At 61.7% G+C, this 17,055-nt stretch carries 14 protein-coding genes and 1 tRNA gene; 2 read left to right on the top strand and 13 right to left on the bottom strand.

From position 1 onward, the window contains the following. Window positions 1-58: 58 nt before the first annotated feature. A tRNA-Lys gene (locus JZ00_RS15910) sits at window positions 59-134 on the top strand. Window positions 135-226: 92 nt separating this feature from the next. Here JZ00_RS15910 and JZ00_RS15905 read toward each other — a convergent pair. The 6 genes from JZ00_RS15905 to JZ00_RS15880 form a co-directional block, all read right to left on the bottom strand. Continuing rightward, window positions 227-1,159: a LysR family transcriptional regulator gene (locus JZ00_RS15905; protein ID WP_039591710.1), complete on the bottom strand. Its 933-nt coding sequence runs from the start codon at window positions 1,157-1,159 to the stop codon at window positions 227-229. Window positions 1,160-1,239: 80 nt separating this feature from the next. Next, window positions 1,240-2,442: a cyanate transporter gene (locus JZ00_RS15900; RefSeq protein WP_039591711.1), complete on the bottom strand. Its 1,203-nt coding sequence runs from the start codon at window positions 2,440-2,442 to the stop codon at window positions 1,240-1,242. Window positions 2,443-2,604: 162 nt separating this feature from the next. After that, a complete protein-coding gene (gene copD / locus JZ00_RS15895; protein ID WP_039591712.1) occupies window positions 2,605-3,516 on the bottom strand; it encodes a copper homeostasis membrane protein CopD in 912 nt (303 codons plus the stop codon). A gap of 4 nt (window positions 3,517-3,520) precedes the next feature. Beyond that, entirely contained in the window at window positions 3,521-3,907 is a 387-nt protein-coding gene (gene copC / locus JZ00_RS15890; protein WP_039591713.1) for a copper homeostasis periplasmic binding protein CopC, read from the bottom strand. Between the two features lie 51 nt (window positions 3,908-3,958). Next, window positions 3,959-4,834: a copper resistance protein B gene (locus JZ00_RS15885; RefSeq protein ID WP_412177677.1), complete on the bottom strand. Its 876-nt coding sequence runs from the start codon at window positions 4,832-4,834 to the stop codon at window positions 3,959-3,961. 37 nt (window positions 4,835-4,871) lie between these two features. Then, window positions 4,872-6,668 (bottom strand): copper resistance system multicopper oxidase, encoded by a 1,797-nt coding sequence (locus tag JZ00_RS15880; RefSeq protein ID WP_039591715.1) that lies wholly within the window; start codon window positions 6,666-6,668, stop codon window positions 4,872-4,874. Between the two features lie 302 nt (window positions 6,669-6,970). Here JZ00_RS15880 and nadA point away from each other — a divergent pair, with 302 nt between their 5' ends. Then, entirely contained in the window at window positions 6,971-8,029 is a 1,059-nt protein-coding gene (gene nadA, locus JZ00_RS15875) for a quinolinate synthase NadA (RefSeq protein ID WP_039591717.1), read from the top strand. Window positions 8,030-8,106: 77 nt separating this feature from the next. On the opposite strand, the gene JZ00_RS15870 is transcribed toward nadA, so the two are convergent. The 7 genes from JZ00_RS15870 to JZ00_RS15840 form a co-directional block, all read right to left on the bottom strand. Further along, a complete protein-coding gene (locus tag JZ00_RS15870; RefSeq protein WP_039591718.1) occupies window positions 8,107-8,595 on the bottom strand; it encodes an RDD family protein in 489 nt (162 codons plus the stop codon). 93 nt (window positions 8,596-8,688) lie between these two features. Next, window positions 8,689-8,901 (bottom strand): cold-shock protein, encoded by a 213-nt coding sequence (locus JZ00_RS15865; protein WP_039591719.1) that lies wholly within the window; start codon window positions 8,899-8,901, stop codon window positions 8,689-8,691. Window positions 8,902-9,295: 394 nt separating this feature from the next. After that, the gene (gene gcvT, locus JZ00_RS15860) at window positions 9,296-10,420 is read right to left on the bottom strand and encodes a glycine cleavage system aminomethyltransferase GcvT (protein WP_039591720.1); all 1,125 of its coding nucleotides are present in this window, start codon (window positions 10,418-10,420) and stop codon (window positions 9,296-9,298) included. Window positions 10,421-10,451: 31 nt separating this feature from the next. After that, window positions 10,452-11,828: an L-serine ammonia-lyase gene (locus JZ00_RS15855; RefSeq protein WP_039591721.1), complete on the bottom strand. Its 1,377-nt coding sequence runs from the start codon at window positions 11,826-11,828 to the stop codon at window positions 10,452-10,454. 140 nt (window positions 11,829-11,968) lie between these two features. Then, entirely contained in the window at window positions 11,969-14,818 is a 2,850-nt protein-coding gene (gcvP, locus tag JZ00_RS15850; protein ID WP_039591722.1) for an aminomethyl-transferring glycine dehydrogenase, read from the bottom strand. 10 nt (window positions 14,819-14,828) lie between these two features. Then, complete coding sequence (gene gcvH / locus JZ00_RS15845; RefSeq protein ID WP_039591723.1) at window positions 14,829-15,212, bottom strand: glycine cleavage system protein GcvH; 384 nt, start codon at window positions 15,210-15,212, stop codon at window positions 14,829-14,831. A gap of 333 nt (window positions 15,213-15,545) precedes the next feature. Further along, complete coding sequence (locus JZ00_RS15840; protein WP_039591724.1) at window positions 15,546-17,054, bottom strand: sigma-54-dependent transcriptional regulator; 1,509 nt, start codon at window positions 17,052-17,054, stop codon at window positions 15,546-15,548. Between the last annotated feature and the right edge of the window lies 1 nt (window position 17,055).

Here is a 17,055-nt window from a genome sequence, read left to right as displayed (position 1 = left end):
TTCAAATTAGGTGTTGAATAGTCCTTAAAAATCAGTATTATACGCGCCACCACACAGAGGGTCGTTAGCTCAGTTGGTAGAGCAGTTGGCTTTTAACCAATTGGTCGTAGGTTCGAATCCCACACGACCCACCATTTTCTGTAGTTTTAAAAGTCTGGAAGGCCCACGCAAGTGAGGATTTCCAGATTTTTTTTGCCCGCGAAAAAGTTGTTGTTCGATGCCGGGATCAGGACAGGCGGATCTCGTCGCAAACGTCCATGATCTGCTGGCGTAGCCAGGTATTGCTGCTGTCCTGGCTCGCTTTTTCGCTCCACATCATTTCCAGCGTAAAGTCCGGTAACGCCGGGGGCGGTTGGCGTTCGCCGAATCGCTCGTCGCAAATCAACGCCTGGATGCGCTTGGGCAGGGTCAGGATGTAGTCGGTTCCAGTGACCAGGGCCAACGCGGCCACGTAACTGTTGGCTCGCGCGACGATCTGCCGCTTATAGCCCTGTCGAGCGAGCCAGCCATCGATCATGTTGGTATCGGACGTCCAGGGAGTCGGAAAGACATGCTGGCCCGCAGCGAACGCTTCGAGGCTGAAGTCCTGCCCGGCACCCGGAAATTTCCTGTCGACTACGCACACCAGCTCATCCGCCAGCAGTACCTGTGATTGCAATCCGTTGGCATCGCCATGGAAATGCGGGCCGAAACCCACGACAAGATCGAAGCGCTCATCCCTCAGCGCATCAAACGGGATATCTCGGTGGAACTTCGTGGTGTTGATGACCACGGGAAAACGGTTGCCGATGAAGCGCTTGACCAGTTTCGGAAGGATCAGGAGTTCGAAGTACTCCGGCGCGCAAAGATTGAACGTAATCTCTTCCTGATTCGGATCGAATCTCAGGGTGCCGGAATGGCAATGGTTGATGGTCTTGATTATCCCGAGTATCTGGCCGTACATGACAATGGCTTTGTGAGTCGGACTCATGCCGCTGCGGGTGTTGATGAACAGTTCGTCTTCGAAGCTCGTGCGCAGTTTTTTCAGGCAGTAGCTAACGGTCGACTGGCTGACACACAACGCTTCGGAAACCTGGGTGACGCTGCGCTGTTCATACACCGCGACGAATACCGTCAGGTCTTGCATATCCAGCTTTCGGAGCAGGTTACTAATGAGCATCAGCCAGTCTCGTCGCCATCCTTGCGTAAGATCCCGTTCCCACGAAGGCCTCCTTTATACAGGAGCATTGGCGTTTTAGCCTACGACAGTGGTGCCTGGCCAAGATGCCGAGCGTATTGCCTGGGGTTAAAGCGCAACGCCATCAGCATCATCAGTCCCATCGCCGCAGTCAGCGACCACCAGGCCCATTCGAAACTGCCCAATTGGTCACGTATCACTCCGGCGATCAGCGGCGAAAGGCCGGCGATCAGGTAGCCGATACCTTGCACGAAGGCGGTCAACGCACCGGCCCTGCGCGGGTTGTCCAAGTGATCGAGGGATACGATCAGGCTCATCGGGAACAGGCCACCGATGCCCAATCCCAGCAGGCAGGGCCACAGCAGACCGAAGCGACCTGGGCTGAGGATCAAGCCACAGAAGCCAGCCATGATCAGCGCCAGCAGCGCGATCAGTACCCAGCGTTTGTCCCGGCTGCGGTTGGCGAGCGCGGGGGTGACCAGGCCGGAAATCACTTCCATCGCCGTGAGGAATCCCAGCACCAGGCCAGCCTGCTGTTCGCTCCAGCCTTTTTCCAGGTAATACGGCGCCAACCAGGCCAGCACACACGTGTAGGACGCGGTGCCCAGGCCAAAAAAGAGTGCCAGCAACCAGGCCCGGCGGTTGTTGAAAAATGAGGCTTGCTGCTGTCCCGGTGCTTCGGGCAACGGGCCGACGGCCGAGCGCTGGGCCTGCCAGCAACCTAGCGCGACCAGCGCCAGCAGCGCCCAGATTGCCAGGCCTATGCGCCAACTGCCAGTCTCAGCCAGGACGAAGGGCGAGAGCGACGCGGCAATGGCCGCCCCACCCATGATCGAAGTGACGTACAGCCCCATGAACAACGAGACGTTGTCGCTGAAGCGCGATTTGATCAGCGCCGGCAGCACGGCCTGGATCAGGGCGATGCCGATTCCGGCCAAAATGGCGCTGATGATCAGCGCTGCGGCACTGTCCAGATAAAGGCGCGAGGCCGTGGCGAGGCCGATGATCACCAGCGACAGGAGAATGGTGCGGTGCTCGCCGATGCGCAGCGCCACGCGGATGCCCAGGAACATCGCCAGGCCCATCGCCATGACCGGTAACATGGTCAGCAGCGATGCCGTGGTGAAATTCAGGGGCACTTCGCCGCGAATCGCTGACAACAACGGGCCTACCGCCGCCATCGATGGTCGCAGGTTCAGCGCTATCAACACGATGCTGACCATTAGCCAGACGGCATGGGTACTTGAGGTTCGAACGTTTTCCATAACAGAGCCTTGGCTAAAGCAAAGCACCATTTAGGCGGGAGCAGCCCGATTTCGGCAAACTGAAAACTGGCGGGGCTTATTGAATAATTCGATACCGCCCACCCGGCATTTGTGGCGAGGGAGCTTGCTCCCTCGCCACGGGCCCAGTGGGACGCCAGCCGGTCAGTCCATCCCTGGGCTCAACGTCCCCAGCCAAGCCACCAACCCCAGGATGATGACCACCACGCAAAACTCCAGGACCATGCTGCGCCTCAACGCATTCACCGCAACGTGATGCTCGCCGGTCCGCCGGGCCTGCTCCAGCAGGGGGCTCAGTTGAAAACGATTCAGCGCGGCGAACACCAGCATGGCCATGAACAGGATGAGCTTGAGCGCCAGCAATTGGCCGTAGGTACTCTGGAGCATTCCGTCGACGCTTGGTCCGACAATGAACAGATAGTTGATCACCCCCGTCACGCTGATGACCACCACGAATACCGTCCCGGCGCTCTCGAAACCGGTCAACGTCCGGGCCAGTACCACCAGCCGATGTTCGGCCTGGCGCAGCAGCAGGGCAAACGCCGCCAAGGCACCGACCCAGCCACCCGCGGCCCACAGGTGCAGGAAGTCGGTGATGAAGTGCCAGTTACGACGGGCGCCTTCGTCCATGGCACCGTGGCCTGCCCAGGCCAGCGTCGCCAGGGCCACGGCCCCGCCCAGCGCGACCAGGCCCAGGCTGGCGGTCGGCCAGCGGTGGCTGAGTGTCGCGGCAACACCCGCCAGCAGCAACGCCGCCATGCGCACCGTCCAAGTCAGGCCGACATCGGTCTCCGCCACCATCATTTCAACGTGTGGCCGCAGTTCGGTCCACTCGGAAACACCACTCATCGCCCAGGCCATGCAGGCCATCGCCGCCAGGGAGAGCAACCCGCCCAGCACCGCCGTGCTCACCAACAGCGGTGCGAAAGGCAATACCGCGCCCGACATGCGTTCCTTGCCCCGCAGGCTGTAGAGACCGAAGGCAGCCAGGCCGAACAGCAGCATCAGATCCAGGTACAGGGCAAAGCGCAGCGCAACGTTGATCGAGTCGCTCATCAACTCACTTCACCTTGAACTTAACGCTGCCGGTGATCGGGTGAGTGTCGGACGACACCGCGCGCCATTGCACCTGGTAAGTGCCGGTGGCGAGTGGCGCTTTCGGGGTGATGACCATGGTTTTCGGATCATCGCTCCCGGACACCTTGGCCAACACCGGCATCGGCGCATGGTCCGCCATGCCGGGCATACCCGTCATCATCAGCTTGGCGCCGGAAAACTTGGTGATCAGGTTTTCTGAAAAGTGCAGCTCGATCTTCGCCGGTGCCGCGCCCTCGGCCCCTTCGGCCGGCGTGGACGACAGCAGTTTCGGGTGGGCCTGGGCCAAGCCACTGGCCAACAGGCCGGCGGACAAGGCGACGGTGATAACAGCGGTTTTGATGAATGACATGCAAGGACTCCTACAGCTCGGTTTTAGTTTTTAGTGAAGCAGATCAGCGGCTCAGAACCACATGCGCACGCCCAGCACCAGGCGCGCTTCGCTGCGGTCCTCGCCTTCTTCCCGGGCGTAGTCGGCGGTGTTGCCGTAGACCCGATTCCAGGTGACGCCAATATAGGGCGCGAATTCGCGGCGTACTTCGTAGCGCAGGCGCACGCCGAGTTCGGTGTCCGACAACCCCGAGCCGACGCCACGGGCCGGATCGTTCTTGCCATAGAAGTTGGCTTCGGCGGTGGGCTGCAGGATCAGGCGATTGGTCAGCAGGATGTCGTAGTCACCCTCAAGGCGCGCCGCGCTCTGGCCACCCTCGCCGATAAAAGCGGTGGCTTCGGCCTCGAAGTTATACAGCGCCATGCCTTGTACGCCGAAGGCCGCCCAAGTCTGTGAATCGCCAGGCTTGAAATCCTGGCGAACGCCGGCCACCACGTCCCACCAAGGGCTGACGGCATGACCCCACAGGGCCTGGACTTCGGCTTCTTCGGTCTTGCCGTTGGTGCGTTCGCCTTCGGAGCGCAGCCACAAGCGATCGATATCGCCGCCGACCCACCCGGAGGCATCCCAGCTCAGGGCGCTGCCGTCGTCGGCGTCTTGCCATTCCAGTTGGTCGATCAGGAAAAACGAGTTGATGGCGCTGTCATGCACCGCGTGTCCACCGTGATCCTCGTAGACGGCGGCGCGGTCGGCGGCGGTCAGTTCCGGGATGGGCGTGCGGCTGCGGGTGGGGGCCGTCTGCATGGGCTCCATGCCCTGCATCGAGTCCATGCCTTGCATCTGGCTGTGGTCCATTCCCTGCATCTGGCTCTGATCCATGCCAGGCATGCCATTGCTTGCGGCCCAGGCCGAGACGCTGGTGCCGAGGGCAAGAATGGCCACGGGCAGGGCGGGGTATTTGATGATAGTGGTCACGGTCGCTTCCTCATTCCTGCACCCGAACTTCACGGAACATGCCCATCTCCATGTGATACAGCAGATGGCAGTGATACGCCCAGCGCCCGAGGGCATCGGCGGTGACCCGGTAGCTGCGCCTGGAGCCCGGTGGCACGTCGATGGTGTGCTTGCGGACCATGAATTGGCCGTTCTCGTCCTCCAGGTCGCTCCACATGCCGTGCAGGTGGATGGGGTGGGTCATCATGGTGTCGTTGATCAACACGATGCGCAGTCGCTCGCCGTACTTGAGCAGCAGCGGCGCGGCGTCGGAGAATTTCACGCCGTCGAACGACCAGGCGAATTTCTCCATGTGCCCGGTCAGGTGCAGCTCGATGGTACGGCCCGGTTCGCGGCCGTCGGGGTCGGGGAAGGTGCTGCGCAGGTCCGCATAGGTCAGCACTTTGCGGCCGTTGTCACGCAGGCCCATGCCCGGGTCGTCGAGCTTGGGCTTGACGCTCATGGCCTGCATGTCCACCAACGGATTGTCTTTCTCCGAATCGGGGTGGGCCTGCATGCCGCCCATGCCTGGCATGGCACTGTGATCCATGCCGGACATGTCATCCATGCCCTGCATGCCTGCGTCCATGCCTTGTACCTGGCCGTGGTCCATGCTCTGCATCGAGCCGTGGTCCATGCCTTTCACTTCACCCATATTGCCGTGATCCATACCGCCCATGCCCATGTCATCCATGGTCACCAATGGCCTGGGGTCGAGGGGCGGAACCGGCGCCGACAGCCCGGCCTTGGTGGCGAGGGTGCCACAGGCATAGCCGGTGCGGTCCATCGATTGGGCGAACAGCGTATAGGCTTGCTGCGTGGGTTCGACGATGACGTCGTAGGTTTCCGCCACGGCGATTCGGAACTCATCGACGCTCACTGGCTTGACGTACTGGCCATCGGAGGCGACGACGGTCATTTTCAGGCCGGGAATACGCACGTCGAAATACGTCATGGACGAGCCGTTGATGAAGCGCAGGCGGATGCGCTCGCCAGGTTTGAACAGGCCGGTCCAGTTCATGTCTGGCGCCTGGCCATTCATGAGGTGGGTGTACGTGGCGCCACTGACGTCAGCAAGGTCCGTGGGATTCATTTTCATCTCAGCCCACATCTTGCGATCAGCCACGGTGGTGCCCCAGCCGTTCTTGCCCACATCGTCAATGAAATCGCCGACGGTGCGTTTGTTGTAGTTGTAGTAGTCCGACTGTTTCTTGAGCTTACGAAGCACGTCGGTGGGATCTTCGTCAGTCCAGTCGGTGAGCATCACCACGTAGTCCCGTTCGTACCGGAAGGGCTCGGGCTCCTTGGCGTCGATGACCAACGGCCCATAGACCCCGGCCTGCTCCTGGAAGCCGGAATGACTGTGGTACCAGTAGGTGCCGTTCTGCCGGACCTTGAATTGGTAGACGTACATGCCGTCGGGCTCGATGCCCTTGAAGCTCAGCCCCGGCACGCCATCCATGTTCGCCGGTAGCAGGATGCCGTGCCAATGGATCGAGGTGGTGTCCTTCAAGCGATTGCGCACCCGCAGGGTCACGGTGTCGCCTTCGCGCCAGCGCAGCAGCGGGCCGGGGATGCCACCGTTGATGGTCTGGGCGGTGCGTGGGCTGCCGGTGAAGTTGACCGGGCTTTCGCCGATGAACAGGTCGAACTCGGTGCCGCTCAGTACGTTGGGTTGGCCAGGGCCAGTGACGGCCCAGACAGGGGCGCGCCACAAGCCCAGGCCAGCGAGGATGCCGCCGGCAGACAGGCCCTTTACAAAGGTTCGCCGGGAAGTTTTTGTTTGCATGCGATGAAAGTCCGTCAGTCGATTCGCTGCGTGCAAGGGAAGTGGTCCCATGCAGGGTAGAGCGAACGATGACACAGCCGGGCGGGGCGAGTGATTACATTTCAGTCAGCTTGGCACAGGCGCAAGTCGCCTGCCCGGGCACAGGTCAGAATGATCTTTTGCAACGGCGGGATATTCTGTAGCCTTGCCGGCTTCACGCTGTCCCGTGCCTGATGACATTCACTTTCCCGGCGGTACCCGAGTGGTCCGGAGCCGGGTGTATACTCGACTTTCGCGCAAATGCGCCTATAGGTCTTGCGAACATGACGCAGATTTCCGAACGCCTTCTGGTCCAGGCTCACCTCGATGCCAAGCAGCCCAAGCCGCTGTCGGCCGAGCAAGAGGCCTGGTACCGCGCTGCCATCGCCGCCGAGCTCAAGGCTCAGGACGCGGTGCTGGTCGCGCATTTCTATTGTGACCCGATCATCCAGGCCCTGGCCGAAGAGACCGGGGGCTGTGTCTCCGATTCCCTGGAGATGGCCCGCTTCGGCAACGCCCATCCGGCCAAGACCGTGGTGGTGGCCGGGGTCAAGTTCATGGGTGAGACCGCCAAGATCCTCAACCCTGAAAAACGCGTGCTGATGCCAACGCTGGAAGCTACCTGCTCCCTCGACCTGGGCTGCCCGGTGGATGAATTCTCGGCGTTTTGCGACCAGCATCCGGAGCGCACGGTGGTGGTGTATGCCAACACCTCGGCGGCGGTCAAGGCGCGGGCGGACTGGGTCGTGACGTCCAGCTGTGCACTGGAAATCGTCGAAAGCCTGATGGACAACGGCGAGACGATCATCTGGGGCCCGGACAAGCACCTGGGCACCTACATCCAGCGCAAGACGGGTGCCGACATGCTGCTCTGGGACGGCGCCTGCATCGTGCATGAAGAGTTCAAGTCCAAGCAATTGGAAGACATGAAGGCGCTGTACCCGGACGCCGCGATCCTGGTGCACCCGGAGTCGCCGACCTCGGTCATCGAGCTGGCGGATGCCGTGGGTTCCACCAGTCAGTTGATCGCCGCTGCCCAGAGCTTGCCGAACAAGACGCTGATCGTCGCCACTGACCGGGGCATTTTCTACAAGATGCAGCAGCTGTGCCCGGACAAGGTCTTCATCGAAGCCCCCACCGCCGGCAACGGCGCGGCGTGCCGCAGTTGCGCGCATTGCCCATGGATGGCGATGAACACCCTGGAACGCACGCTCAAAAGCTTGCAGGAAGGCACCAACGAGATTTTCGTCGACCCGGCGTTGATTCCCCAGGCGATTCGCCCCCTCAAGCGCATGCTGGATTTCACTCAGGCAGCGCGGATGAAGTTGGCGGGGAATGCCTGAAGCTGAAGACGATAGCGGGGCTGCGAGGATTTCTTGGCGAGGGAGCAAGTTCCCTCGCCACGGGTCCTGTGGTGTTCTTATTTGGTTTTCTTTGGAATCCGCACCAACTGCGTATCCGAGTAGATGTCATGCCAACTGCGCTTGCGCTTGTCGAACAGCACCCAGATAAAGCCCGCGCCCAACAGCAGCAATGACGCAATCGATACCACGAACCGCAACAGCGCCTGCCACAGGCTGATGGCCGTGCCGTCGGCGTTCTGCACGCGGATGCACCAGACCTGCATGCCCAGGGTCTGGCCGTTGTGGGTCCAGAACTTTGCGAAGAAGCCGAACAGCACGAAGAGCAGCACCGTTGATAGCAGCGGATCGCCGTCCAGCGCGCCGGCGTCGGTGAGGGCGCGCATCTTTTCTTCGCCAATGATCGCCATCTGGATCATCTTGTAGACACCGCCAGTGACGATCAGCAGCGCCGTGCACAGCAGGAAGTCATAAAACATCGCGGCCAGGCGACGACCCAGGCGGGCGGGAGGGAAGTCACCCTGGGGGGTGAGCAGGTGTTTCGACATGACGGCCTCGAGCCAAAAAGAACCCATTTTACGGATTTACGCCCATAAAAAAGCCCCTGATATCAATCAGGGGCTTTTTAGTGTGCGAAAGCCTTAGGCTTCGGCAATAACCTCGTCAGCCTGCATGCCTTTCTGGCCTTGTACGGCAACGAAAGTGACTTTCTGGCCTTCTTTCAGGCTCTTGAAGCCGTTGCCCTGGATGGCGCGGAAGTGTACGAACAGATCCGGACCGCTTTCAGGGGTGATGAAACCAAAACCTTTTTCGTCGTTGAACCACTTGACGGTACCGCTCTGACGTTCAGCCATTTTCTTATTTCCTTGACGCTAAATTAATGACAGCCTCTTTCCACACGAAAGAGTACTGGGGCTGGGTTGCAGGAAAGTAAGATGACGTCGAACGGGTTGTAGCTAACTTCGTAGGCTACTGCCCAGGTCACGATCCAAGCGACCCATGCAAACACAGTGACGAAACTCTACGCCAACTTCCAACGAAAAAACAACCCCCCTCAAGGGCCCGTATTTACTCAGCTTTGCTGGCGTTTTAGATGTTTCCTCAAGGTCGGCTTAATCAAAAGGCAAGTCCAGTAGTTCCGTAGCGTTATAAGCCCGGATGATTAACACTAGATGCACCTTTTTATGGCGGTTGCGTTACACATTAGTGCACGTTTAGCGCAACCGCGTTACTTATAGAAACAACCAATCAACCACGGTAGTAGCGCTGTGGAACGAATGGCATTTTGCTTACAAGCAGAGGCACTTTTTTCCCACGCACGATGGCCCAGACTGGCGTGTCCAAGGCGACGTAGGCGCTGTCCAGGTAACCCATCGCCAACGGACCGCCCAGTGTCGGCCCGAAGCCGCCGCTGCAAACCGTGCCGATGGTCTCGCCGGCCTCGTTGACGATCTGCGCACCTTCGCGAACCGGTGTGCGTTCCTGGGGCAACAGGCCGACACGTTTGCGCTTCACGCCTTGCTGTTGCTGGGCAAAAACGGTTTCCGCCCCAGGGAAGCCCCCGGCACGAGCGCCGTCGGCGCGGCGCACCTTGGAGATTGCCCAGAGCAAGCTGGCTTCGATCGGCGTGCTCTCGGTGTTCATGTCATGGCCGTAGAGGCACAGGCCGGCTTCCAGGCGCAGGGAGTCACGGGCGCCAAGGCCGATGGCGGCTACCTCTGGCTCAGCCAGCAGCGCGCGGGCGAGTTTCTCCGCGTCGGCCGCCGGCACGGAAATCTCGAAACCGTCTTCACCGGTGTAGCCCGAACGGCTGACAAAGCAATCCACGCCCAGCAGGGTGACGCGCTGGAATTGCATGAAAGTCATCTTCGCCACTTCCGGGGCCAGGCGTGCGAGGACGGTGACGGCGGCCGGGCCTTGCAGGGCGAGCAGGGCGCGGGCTTCGAACAGCGGCTCGATGTTGCACTGGCCGCCGATGTTCGCTTGCAGGTGGGCCAGATCCTGGTCCTTGCACGCCGCGTTGACCACCAGGAACAGTTCGTCATTGCCCAGGTTGGCGACCATCAGGTCATCCAGGATGCCGCCGTTCTCATTGGTGAACATGGCATAGCGCTGCATGCCCACCGGCAGGTCGATGATGTCCACCGGCACCAAGGTTTCCAGGGCCTTGGCGGCACCTGCGCCGGTCAGGCGTATCTGGCCCATGTGGGACACATCGAACAGCCCAGCCTGATCACGGGTGTGCTGGTGTTCCTTCATCACGCCCAACGGGTATTGCACGGGCATGTCGTAGCCGGCGAACGGCACCATGCGGGCGCCGAGTTCAAGGTGCAGCGCGTGCAGCGGGGTTTTCAACAGTTGTTCGGTGGACATATCAACTCCTGGAAAATGAGAATGGCGTGCGTCAGCATTCGATGATGTTGACCGCCAGACCGCCGCGGGCGGTCTCCTTGTATTTGCTTTTCATGTCGGCGCCGGTCTGGCGCATGGTGCGGATGACTTTGTCGAGCGAGACGAAGTGATGCCCGTCGCCGCGCATGGCCATGCGCACCGCGTTGATGGCCTTCACCGAGCCCATGGCGTTGCGTTCGATGCACGGCACCTGGACCAGGCCGCCAATCGGGTCGCAGGTCAGGCCGAGGTTGTGTTCCATGCCGATTTCAGCGGCGTTTTCCACTTGTTGCACGCTGCCGCCCAGCACTTCGCACAGTGCGCCGGCGGCCATGGAACAGGCCACGCCGACCTCGCCCTGGCAACCGACTTCAGCGCCGGAAATGGAGGCGTTTTCCTTGTACAGGATGCCGATGGCGGCAGCGGTCAGCAGGAAGCGCACTACGCCATCTTCATTGGCCCCGGGAATGAAGCGCATGTAGTAATGCAGCACGGCCGGGATGATGCCCGCCGCACCATTGGTTGGGGCGGTGACGACGCGTCCGCCATAGGCGTTTTCTTCGTTGACGGCCAAGGCATACAGGTTGACCCAGTCCAGCACCGACAGTGGGTCGCGCAGTGCGGCTTCGGGATTCTTGCACAGCTGGCGATGCAGCGCGGCGGCTCGCCGCTTGACCTTCAGCCCGCCCGGCAGGATCCCTTCGTTGCGACAGCCCGCCGCCACGCAATCCTGCATCACTTGCCAGATCTTCAGGAGGCCGGCGCGCGTTTCGGCTTCTGGGCGCCAGGCACTTTCGTTGGTCAGCATCACTTGGCTGATGGACAGGCCATAGGTGCTGCAATGGGCCAGCAGATCCTTCGCGCTCTTGAACGGGAAGGTCAGCGGTGTGGCATCTTCGACGATACGGTCGGCGCCGGCCGCGTCTTCGTCCACGACAAAGCCTCCGCCCACCGAGTAGTACTCGCGGCTGCGCACTTGCAGCCCGGCGGCATCGAAGGCGCGGAAGATCATGCCGTTGGGGTGGTAGGCCAACGGTTTGCGGATCATCGCCAGGTGCAGTTTTTCGTTGAATTCGATGATGTGCTCGCCGAGCAGGTTCAGGCGACCGCTGGTGCGGATCTCCTGGAGCCGGGCGGTGACTGTTTCGGTGTCCACGGTGTCCGGATGCTCGCCTTCCAGGCCCAGCAGCACGGCCTTGTCGCTGCCGTGGCCTTTGCCGGTGGCGCCGAGGGAACCGTATAGCTCGACTTTGACGCTGGCAGTGGCATGGAGCAGCTCATCACGACGCAACCCTTCGACGAAACGGGCCGCGGCACGCATCGGGCCGACCGTGTGGGAGCTGGAAGGGCCGATGCCGATCTTGAACAGGTCGAACACGCTTAACGACATGGTGTTTCTCCGGTTTCTTTTTATGGGATCGACGGTTTTAGGAGATTGGCGTAGATCCAATGTGGGAGCGAGCAAGCCCGCTCCCACAAGGGAGTATGCGCTGTGGTTGAAAGGGGCGAGCAAACCCACCCCCCTTCAGGTCAAGCGTAGCTTTCGATCGACGGGCAGGCGCAGACCAAGTTGCGGTCGCCGAACACGTTGTCGACCCGGCCCACGGGCGGCCAGTATTTGCCTTCGATCAACGACGCCACCGGATACACCGCCTGTTCGCGGCTGTAAGGGTGGGTCCAGTCGCCGACGAGTTCCGCGGCGGTGTGCGGGGCGTTCTTCAGCGGATTGTCGTCTTTGTCGAGGCTGCCATTTTCAACTGCGCGGATTTCTTCGCGGATGCAGATCATGGCGTCGCAGAAGCGGTCCAGTTCTTCCTTGGATTCGCTTTCGGTCGGCTCGATCATCAACGTGCCGGCCACTGGGAACGACATGGTCGGGGCATGGAAGCCGAAGTCGATCAGGCGCTTGGCGACGTCATCGACGCTGATGCCGCTGCTATCCTTGAGCGGACGCAGGTCGAGGATGCACTCGTGGGCCACCAGGCCGTTGCTGCCGGAGTAGAGCACCGGGTAGTGCTCTTCCAGGCGACGGGCGATGTAGTTGGCGTTGAGGATCGCCAGTTGCGAGGCGCGCTTGAGGCCCGCGCCGCCCATCATGCGGATGTACATCCAGGTGATCGGCAGGATGCTCGCGCTGCCGAACGGCGCCGCGCAGACTGCGCCTTCCTTGCGTTCCATGTTGGCGTGGCCCGGCAGGAACGGCGCCAGGTGCGATTTGACGCCAATCGGGCCGACGCCCGGGCCGCCACCGCCGTGAGGGATGCAGAAGGTCTTGTGCAGGTTCAGGTGCGACACGTCGCCGCCGAACTTGCCTGGGGCGCAGAGGCCGACCATGGCGTTCATGTTGGCGCCGTCGATGTACACCTGGCCACCATTGTCATGAATGATGCCGCAGATTTCGCGGATGCCTTCTTCGAACACACCGTGGGTGGACGGGTAGGTGATCATCAGCGCGGCGAGGTGTTCGCGGTGCTCGATGGCCTTGGCGCGCAGGTCTTCGATGTCAACGTTGCCGCGGGCATCGCAGGCGGTCACGACCACGCGCATGCCGGCCATGTTGGCGGTGGCCGGGTTGGTGCCGTGGGCCGAAGACGGGATCAGGCAGATGTCGCGACGGTCTTCGCCACGGCTCTGGTGATAGGCACGGATCGCCAGCAGGCCGGCGTATTCACCCTGGGAACCGGCGTTGGGTTGCAGCGACACCGCGTCATAGCCGGTGGCGGCGCAGAGCATGGCTTCCAGTTCGTCGGTCAGTTGCTGGTAACCCACGCTTTGCTCGGCCGGGGCGAACGGGTGCAGGGCGCCGAACTCGGCCCAGGTCACCGGGATCATTTCGCTGGCGGCGTTGAGTTTCATGGTGCAGGAACCCAGGGGGATCATGGTGCGATCCAGGGCCAGGTCCTTGTCGGCGAGCTTGCGCAGGTAGCGCATCAGCTCGGTTTCGGAATGGTAGCGGTTGAACACCGGGTGGCTGAGGATCGCCGATTGGCGCACCAGTTCGGCCGGGATGCGGCTTTGCACGCTGGCGGCCAGTGCAGCGAAATCTGGCAGGGCCTTGCCTTCGGCCAACAGACCCCAGAGGGTTTCGATATCCGCCTGGCTGGTGGTCTCGTCCAAGGACAGGCCCAGGCGTTCAGCATCGACCACACGCAGGTTGATGCGCTGGGCACGGGCCTTGTCGTGCAGGGCGGCGGTTTGCGCGCCGGTGTGCAGGGTCAGGGTGTCGAAGAAGCTCTCTTGCTCGACGTTCAGGCCCAGCGCGCCCAGGCCCTTGGCGAGAATCGCGGTCAGGTGATGGATGCGATTGGCGATTTGCACCAGGCCCTTGGGGCCGTGGTACACGGCGTACATGCTGGCAATGTTGGCCAATAGCACTTGGGCGGTGCAGATGTTGCTGGTGGCTTTCTCGCGGCGGATGTGTTGCTCGCGGGTCTGCATCGCCAGGCGCAGGGCAGGCTTGCCGAAACGGTCCACGGAAACGCCGACCAGACGGCCAGGCATGTCGCGCTTGAACGCATCCTTGGTGGAGAAATAAGCCGCGTGTGGGCCGCCGAAGCCCAGCGGCACGCCGAAGCGCTGGGCGCTGCCGATGGCAACGTCGGCGCCGAATTCGCCCGGTGGTGTCAGCAGGGTCAGGGCCAGCAGGTCAGCAGCAACAGCGACCAAGGCGTTGGCCGCGTGGAAGCGTTCGGTCAGTTCGCGGTAGTCGAACAGGTCACCGTTGCTGGCCGGGTATTGCAGCAGCGCACCAAAGAAACCGCTGACGTCGCTCAGTTCGCGCTCGTCGCCCACGACCACGTCGATGCCCAGGGGCTCGGCACGGGTGCGCAGCACGTCGAGTGTTTGCGGGTGGCTGTGCACGGAGGCGAAGAAGGCGTTGCTGCCCTTGTTCTTGCTCAGGCGCTTGCAGAAGGTCATGGCTTCGGCGGCGGCGGTGGCTTCATCCAGCAGGGAGGCGTTGGCGATCGGCAGGCCGGTGAGGTCGCTGATCAGCGTCTGGAAATTCAGCAGCGCTTCGAGACGGCCCTGGGAGATTTCTGGCTGGTATGGGGTGTAGGCGGTGTACCAGGCGGGGTTTTCCAGCAGGTTGCGCAGGATCGGCGCCGGCGTGTGACAGTTGTAGTAGCCCTGGCCGATGTAGGTCTTGAACAGCTGGTTCTTGCCGGCGATGGCTTTGATCGAGGCCAGTGCATCGGCTTCGCTCTGGCCGTCGCCCATGTCCAGCACGCTGGTGCCCTTGATGCTTTCCGGGATGACGCTGGCGCTCAGGGCTTCCAGGGAGTCGAAGCCCAGGCGTTCGAGCATGGCTTGCTCGTCGCCTGCACGCGGGCCGATGTGGCGGGCGATGAATTCGTTGGCGGTGCCGAGATTAACGGTCATGGTGCGCTCCTCAGGCTTCGGCGTTGGCTTTGATCAGGCGGTCGTAGGCGTCTCGATCCAACAGCTTAGCCACTGCGTCGGCGTCGGTCGGTCTGAAACGGAAGAACCAGCCTTCGCCCATCGGGTCTTCATTGACCAGTTCCGGGCTGCTGTCGAGGTTGCCATTCACTTCGAGCACTTCACCGTCCAGTGGCATGTACACACCGCTGGCTGCCTTGACCGATTCCACGGTAGAGGCTTCGGCGCCTTTTTCATAGGACTGCAATTCAGGCAGTTGCACAAAAACCACGTCGCCCAACGCATTCTGCGCGAAAGCGGTGATGCCTACGGTAACGCTGCCGTCGGTTTCGGCGCGCAGCCATTCGTGATCTTCAGTGAAACGCAACTCGCTCATGGAAACTCCTGGGGCCAGATTCGTCTGGTGGACGCGAAGAAAGGCGCGGGGCTTGGCCCGGCCGAATGCAATACCCATAGCAAGAATGCGGCCAATGTCATTAATGGCTTGTTTATCAAGGGCTTAACAGGTTCTGTCGGCGCTCGAATTGTCTTGGCTGTAGCGAAATCGCTACAGCTGGACGCCTGTAAAAAATCGTTGTGGGATCAAAGCCTTGCGCCGTGCAGGTTAGCGCGGAGTGTAGCGATATCGTTCCGCTGTAGCGCTTTCAGTACAGTGAAGGTCGTTTCTGGCTAGCTTTCAAGTATGCCGCAGGCCCTATGGGAGCTGGGTCTATGGCTTCCCCGAAATCCCATACTTGCGCAACCGATGGGCAATCGCGGTATGGGAGGTTTGCAGGCGGCTGGCCAATTGGCGGGTGGAGGGGTAATTGGCATACAAGCTTTCGAGCAACTGCTTCTCGAAGCCTTCCACAGCCTGCTCCAGGCTCTCGACTTCCACATCGCCCTGGCGCGCGACCGAAGTGCCGGCGATGTCCAGGTCGCCGATGTCCACCAGGCTGCTTTCGCAGATGGCGGCGGCGCGAAAGATCACGTTCTGCAATTGCCGCACGTTGCCCGGCCAGCGGTTGCCCAGCAGCGCGGGGTAGGTGCCGGGGGCCAGGCGGCAAACCGGGCGCTGGATCTGCGCACAGGCTTGCTGCATGAAATACCGCGCCAACAGCAGGATGTCCTGGCCACGCTCACGCAGCGGCGGAACTTCAATGTTGAGCACATTCAGGCGATAGAACAGGTCTTCGCGGAACGAGCCTTCGCTGACCATTTTCTCCAGGTTGCGGTGAGTGGCGCTGAGGATCCGTACGTTGACCTTGATCTCCCGGTCACCGCCGACCCGGCGAAAGCTGCCATCGTTCAAGAAGCGCAGCAGCTTGGCTTGCAGGTACGGCGACATCTCGCCGATTTCATCGAGAAATACCGTGCCCTGGTTCGCCAGCTCCATCAACCCCGGCTTGCCACCCCGTTGCGCGCCCGTGAAGGCGCCGGGGGCATAGCCGAAGAGCTCGCTTTCGGCCAGGTTCTCCGGCAGCGCGGCGCAGTTCAGTGCCAGAAACGGCGCGCCGTGACGGGCACTGATGGCGTGGCAGGCGCGGGCCACCAGTTCCTTGCCGGTGCCGGTTTCGCCCTGGATCAGCAACGGTGCGTCCAGTGCCGCAACGCGCTGGGCACGAGCCTTGAGCGTACGGATCGCCGGGGATTCGCCCAGCAATGCATCGAAACCTTCGGCGTGGTCGTGATGCAGGGCCGAAAGGCGTTCGCCGATACGGTTGGGCTGGTAAAGCGTCAACAACGCGCCAGCGTCGGTGATGGGCGTGGCGTCCAACAGTAAGGTCTGGCCGTTGAGGGTGATTTCCCGCAGCGGCAAGCGGAAGCCATTCTCCAGCAAGGCGCCGAGCAGTGCCTCGTCACTGAACAGCTCGGCCACGCTTTCCCCGGCCGGTTCACGGCCGTACAGGGCGATCAGCGCCGGGTTGGCCAGCAACACTTTGCCGGCGCTGTCCAGGGCCAACACCGGGTCGGTCATGGCGGCGAGCAAGGCATCGAGCTGCAAGTGCCGACGCTGGCCCGGCAGGATGTCCACCACCGTGACCGCCTGCACGCCGCGCACGCTGAACAGCGCCTCGCGCAACTCATCCAGCACTTGCGGGCTGAGGGTCGGGGCGTCGATGTACACGTTGGGCGGCACCATCTCCACCGCATCCAGGTTGAGATTGCGCCCACCGAGCAACGCCAGGACTTCCTGGGTGATGCCGACGCGGTCGATGAAGCTGACGTGGATACGCATG

It is taken from the genome of Pseudomonas frederiksbergensis (assembly GCF_000802155.2).
Taxonomy (GTDB): domain Bacteria; phylum Pseudomonadota; class Gammaproteobacteria; order Pseudomonadales; family Pseudomonadaceae; genus Aquipseudomonas; species Aquipseudomonas frederiksbergensis_A.
The sequence above is the reverse complement of the archived record's forward strand: the minus strand, read 5'-3'. Positions and strand labels throughout refer to the sequence as shown.

Excerpts from the sequence above, each read along its gene's own strand:
- JZ00_RS15905 (WP_039591710.1), bottom strand. The coding sequence starts at position 1,159 with ATGCTCATTAGTAACCTGCTCCGAAAGCTGGATATGCAAGACCTGACG.
- JZ00_RS15900 (WP_039591711.1), bottom strand. The coding sequence starts at position 2,442 with ATGGAAAACGTTCGAACCTCAAGTACCCATGCCGTCTGGCTAATGGTC.
- copD (WP_039591712.1), bottom strand. The coding sequence starts at position 3,516 with ATGAGCGACTCGATCAACGTTGCGCTGCGCTTTGCCCTGTACCTGGAT.
- copC (WP_039591713.1), bottom strand. The coding sequence starts at position 3,907 with ATGTCATTCATCAAAACCGCTGTTATCACCGTCGCCTTGTCCGCCGGC.
- JZ00_RS15880 (WP_039591715.1), bottom strand. The coding sequence starts at position 6,668 with ATGCAAACAAAAACTTCCCGGCGAACCTTTGTAAAGGGCCTGTCTGCC.
- nadA (WP_039591717.1), top strand. The coding sequence starts at position 6,971 with ATGACGCAGATTTCCGAACGCCTTCTGGTCCAGGCTCACCTCGATGCC.
- JZ00_RS15870 (WP_039591718.1), bottom strand. The coding sequence starts at position 8,595 with ATGTCGAAACACCTGCTCACCCCCCAGGGTGACTTCCCTCCCGCCCGC.
- JZ00_RS15865 (WP_039591719.1), bottom strand. The coding sequence starts at position 8,901 with ATGGCTGAACGTCAGAGCGGTACCGTCAAGTGGTTCAACGACGAAAAA.
- gcvT (WP_039591720.1), bottom strand. The coding sequence starts at position 10,420 with ATGTCCACCGAACAACTGTTGAAAACCCCGCTGCACGCGCTGCACCTT.
- JZ00_RS15855 (WP_039591721.1), bottom strand. The coding sequence starts at position 11,828 with ATGTCGTTAAGCGTGTTCGACCTGTTCAAGATCGGCATCGGCCCTTCC.
- gcvP (WP_039591722.1), bottom strand. The coding sequence starts at position 14,818 with ATGACCGTTAATCTCGGCACCGCCAACGAATTCATCGCCCGCCACATC.
- gcvH (WP_039591723.1), bottom strand. The coding sequence starts at position 15,212 with ATGAGCGAGTTGCGTTTCACTGAAGATCACGAATGGCTGCGCGCCGAA.
- JZ00_RS15840 (WP_039591724.1), bottom strand. The coding sequence starts at position 17,054 with ATGCGTATCCACGTCAGCTTCATCGACCGCGTCGGCATCACCCAGGAA.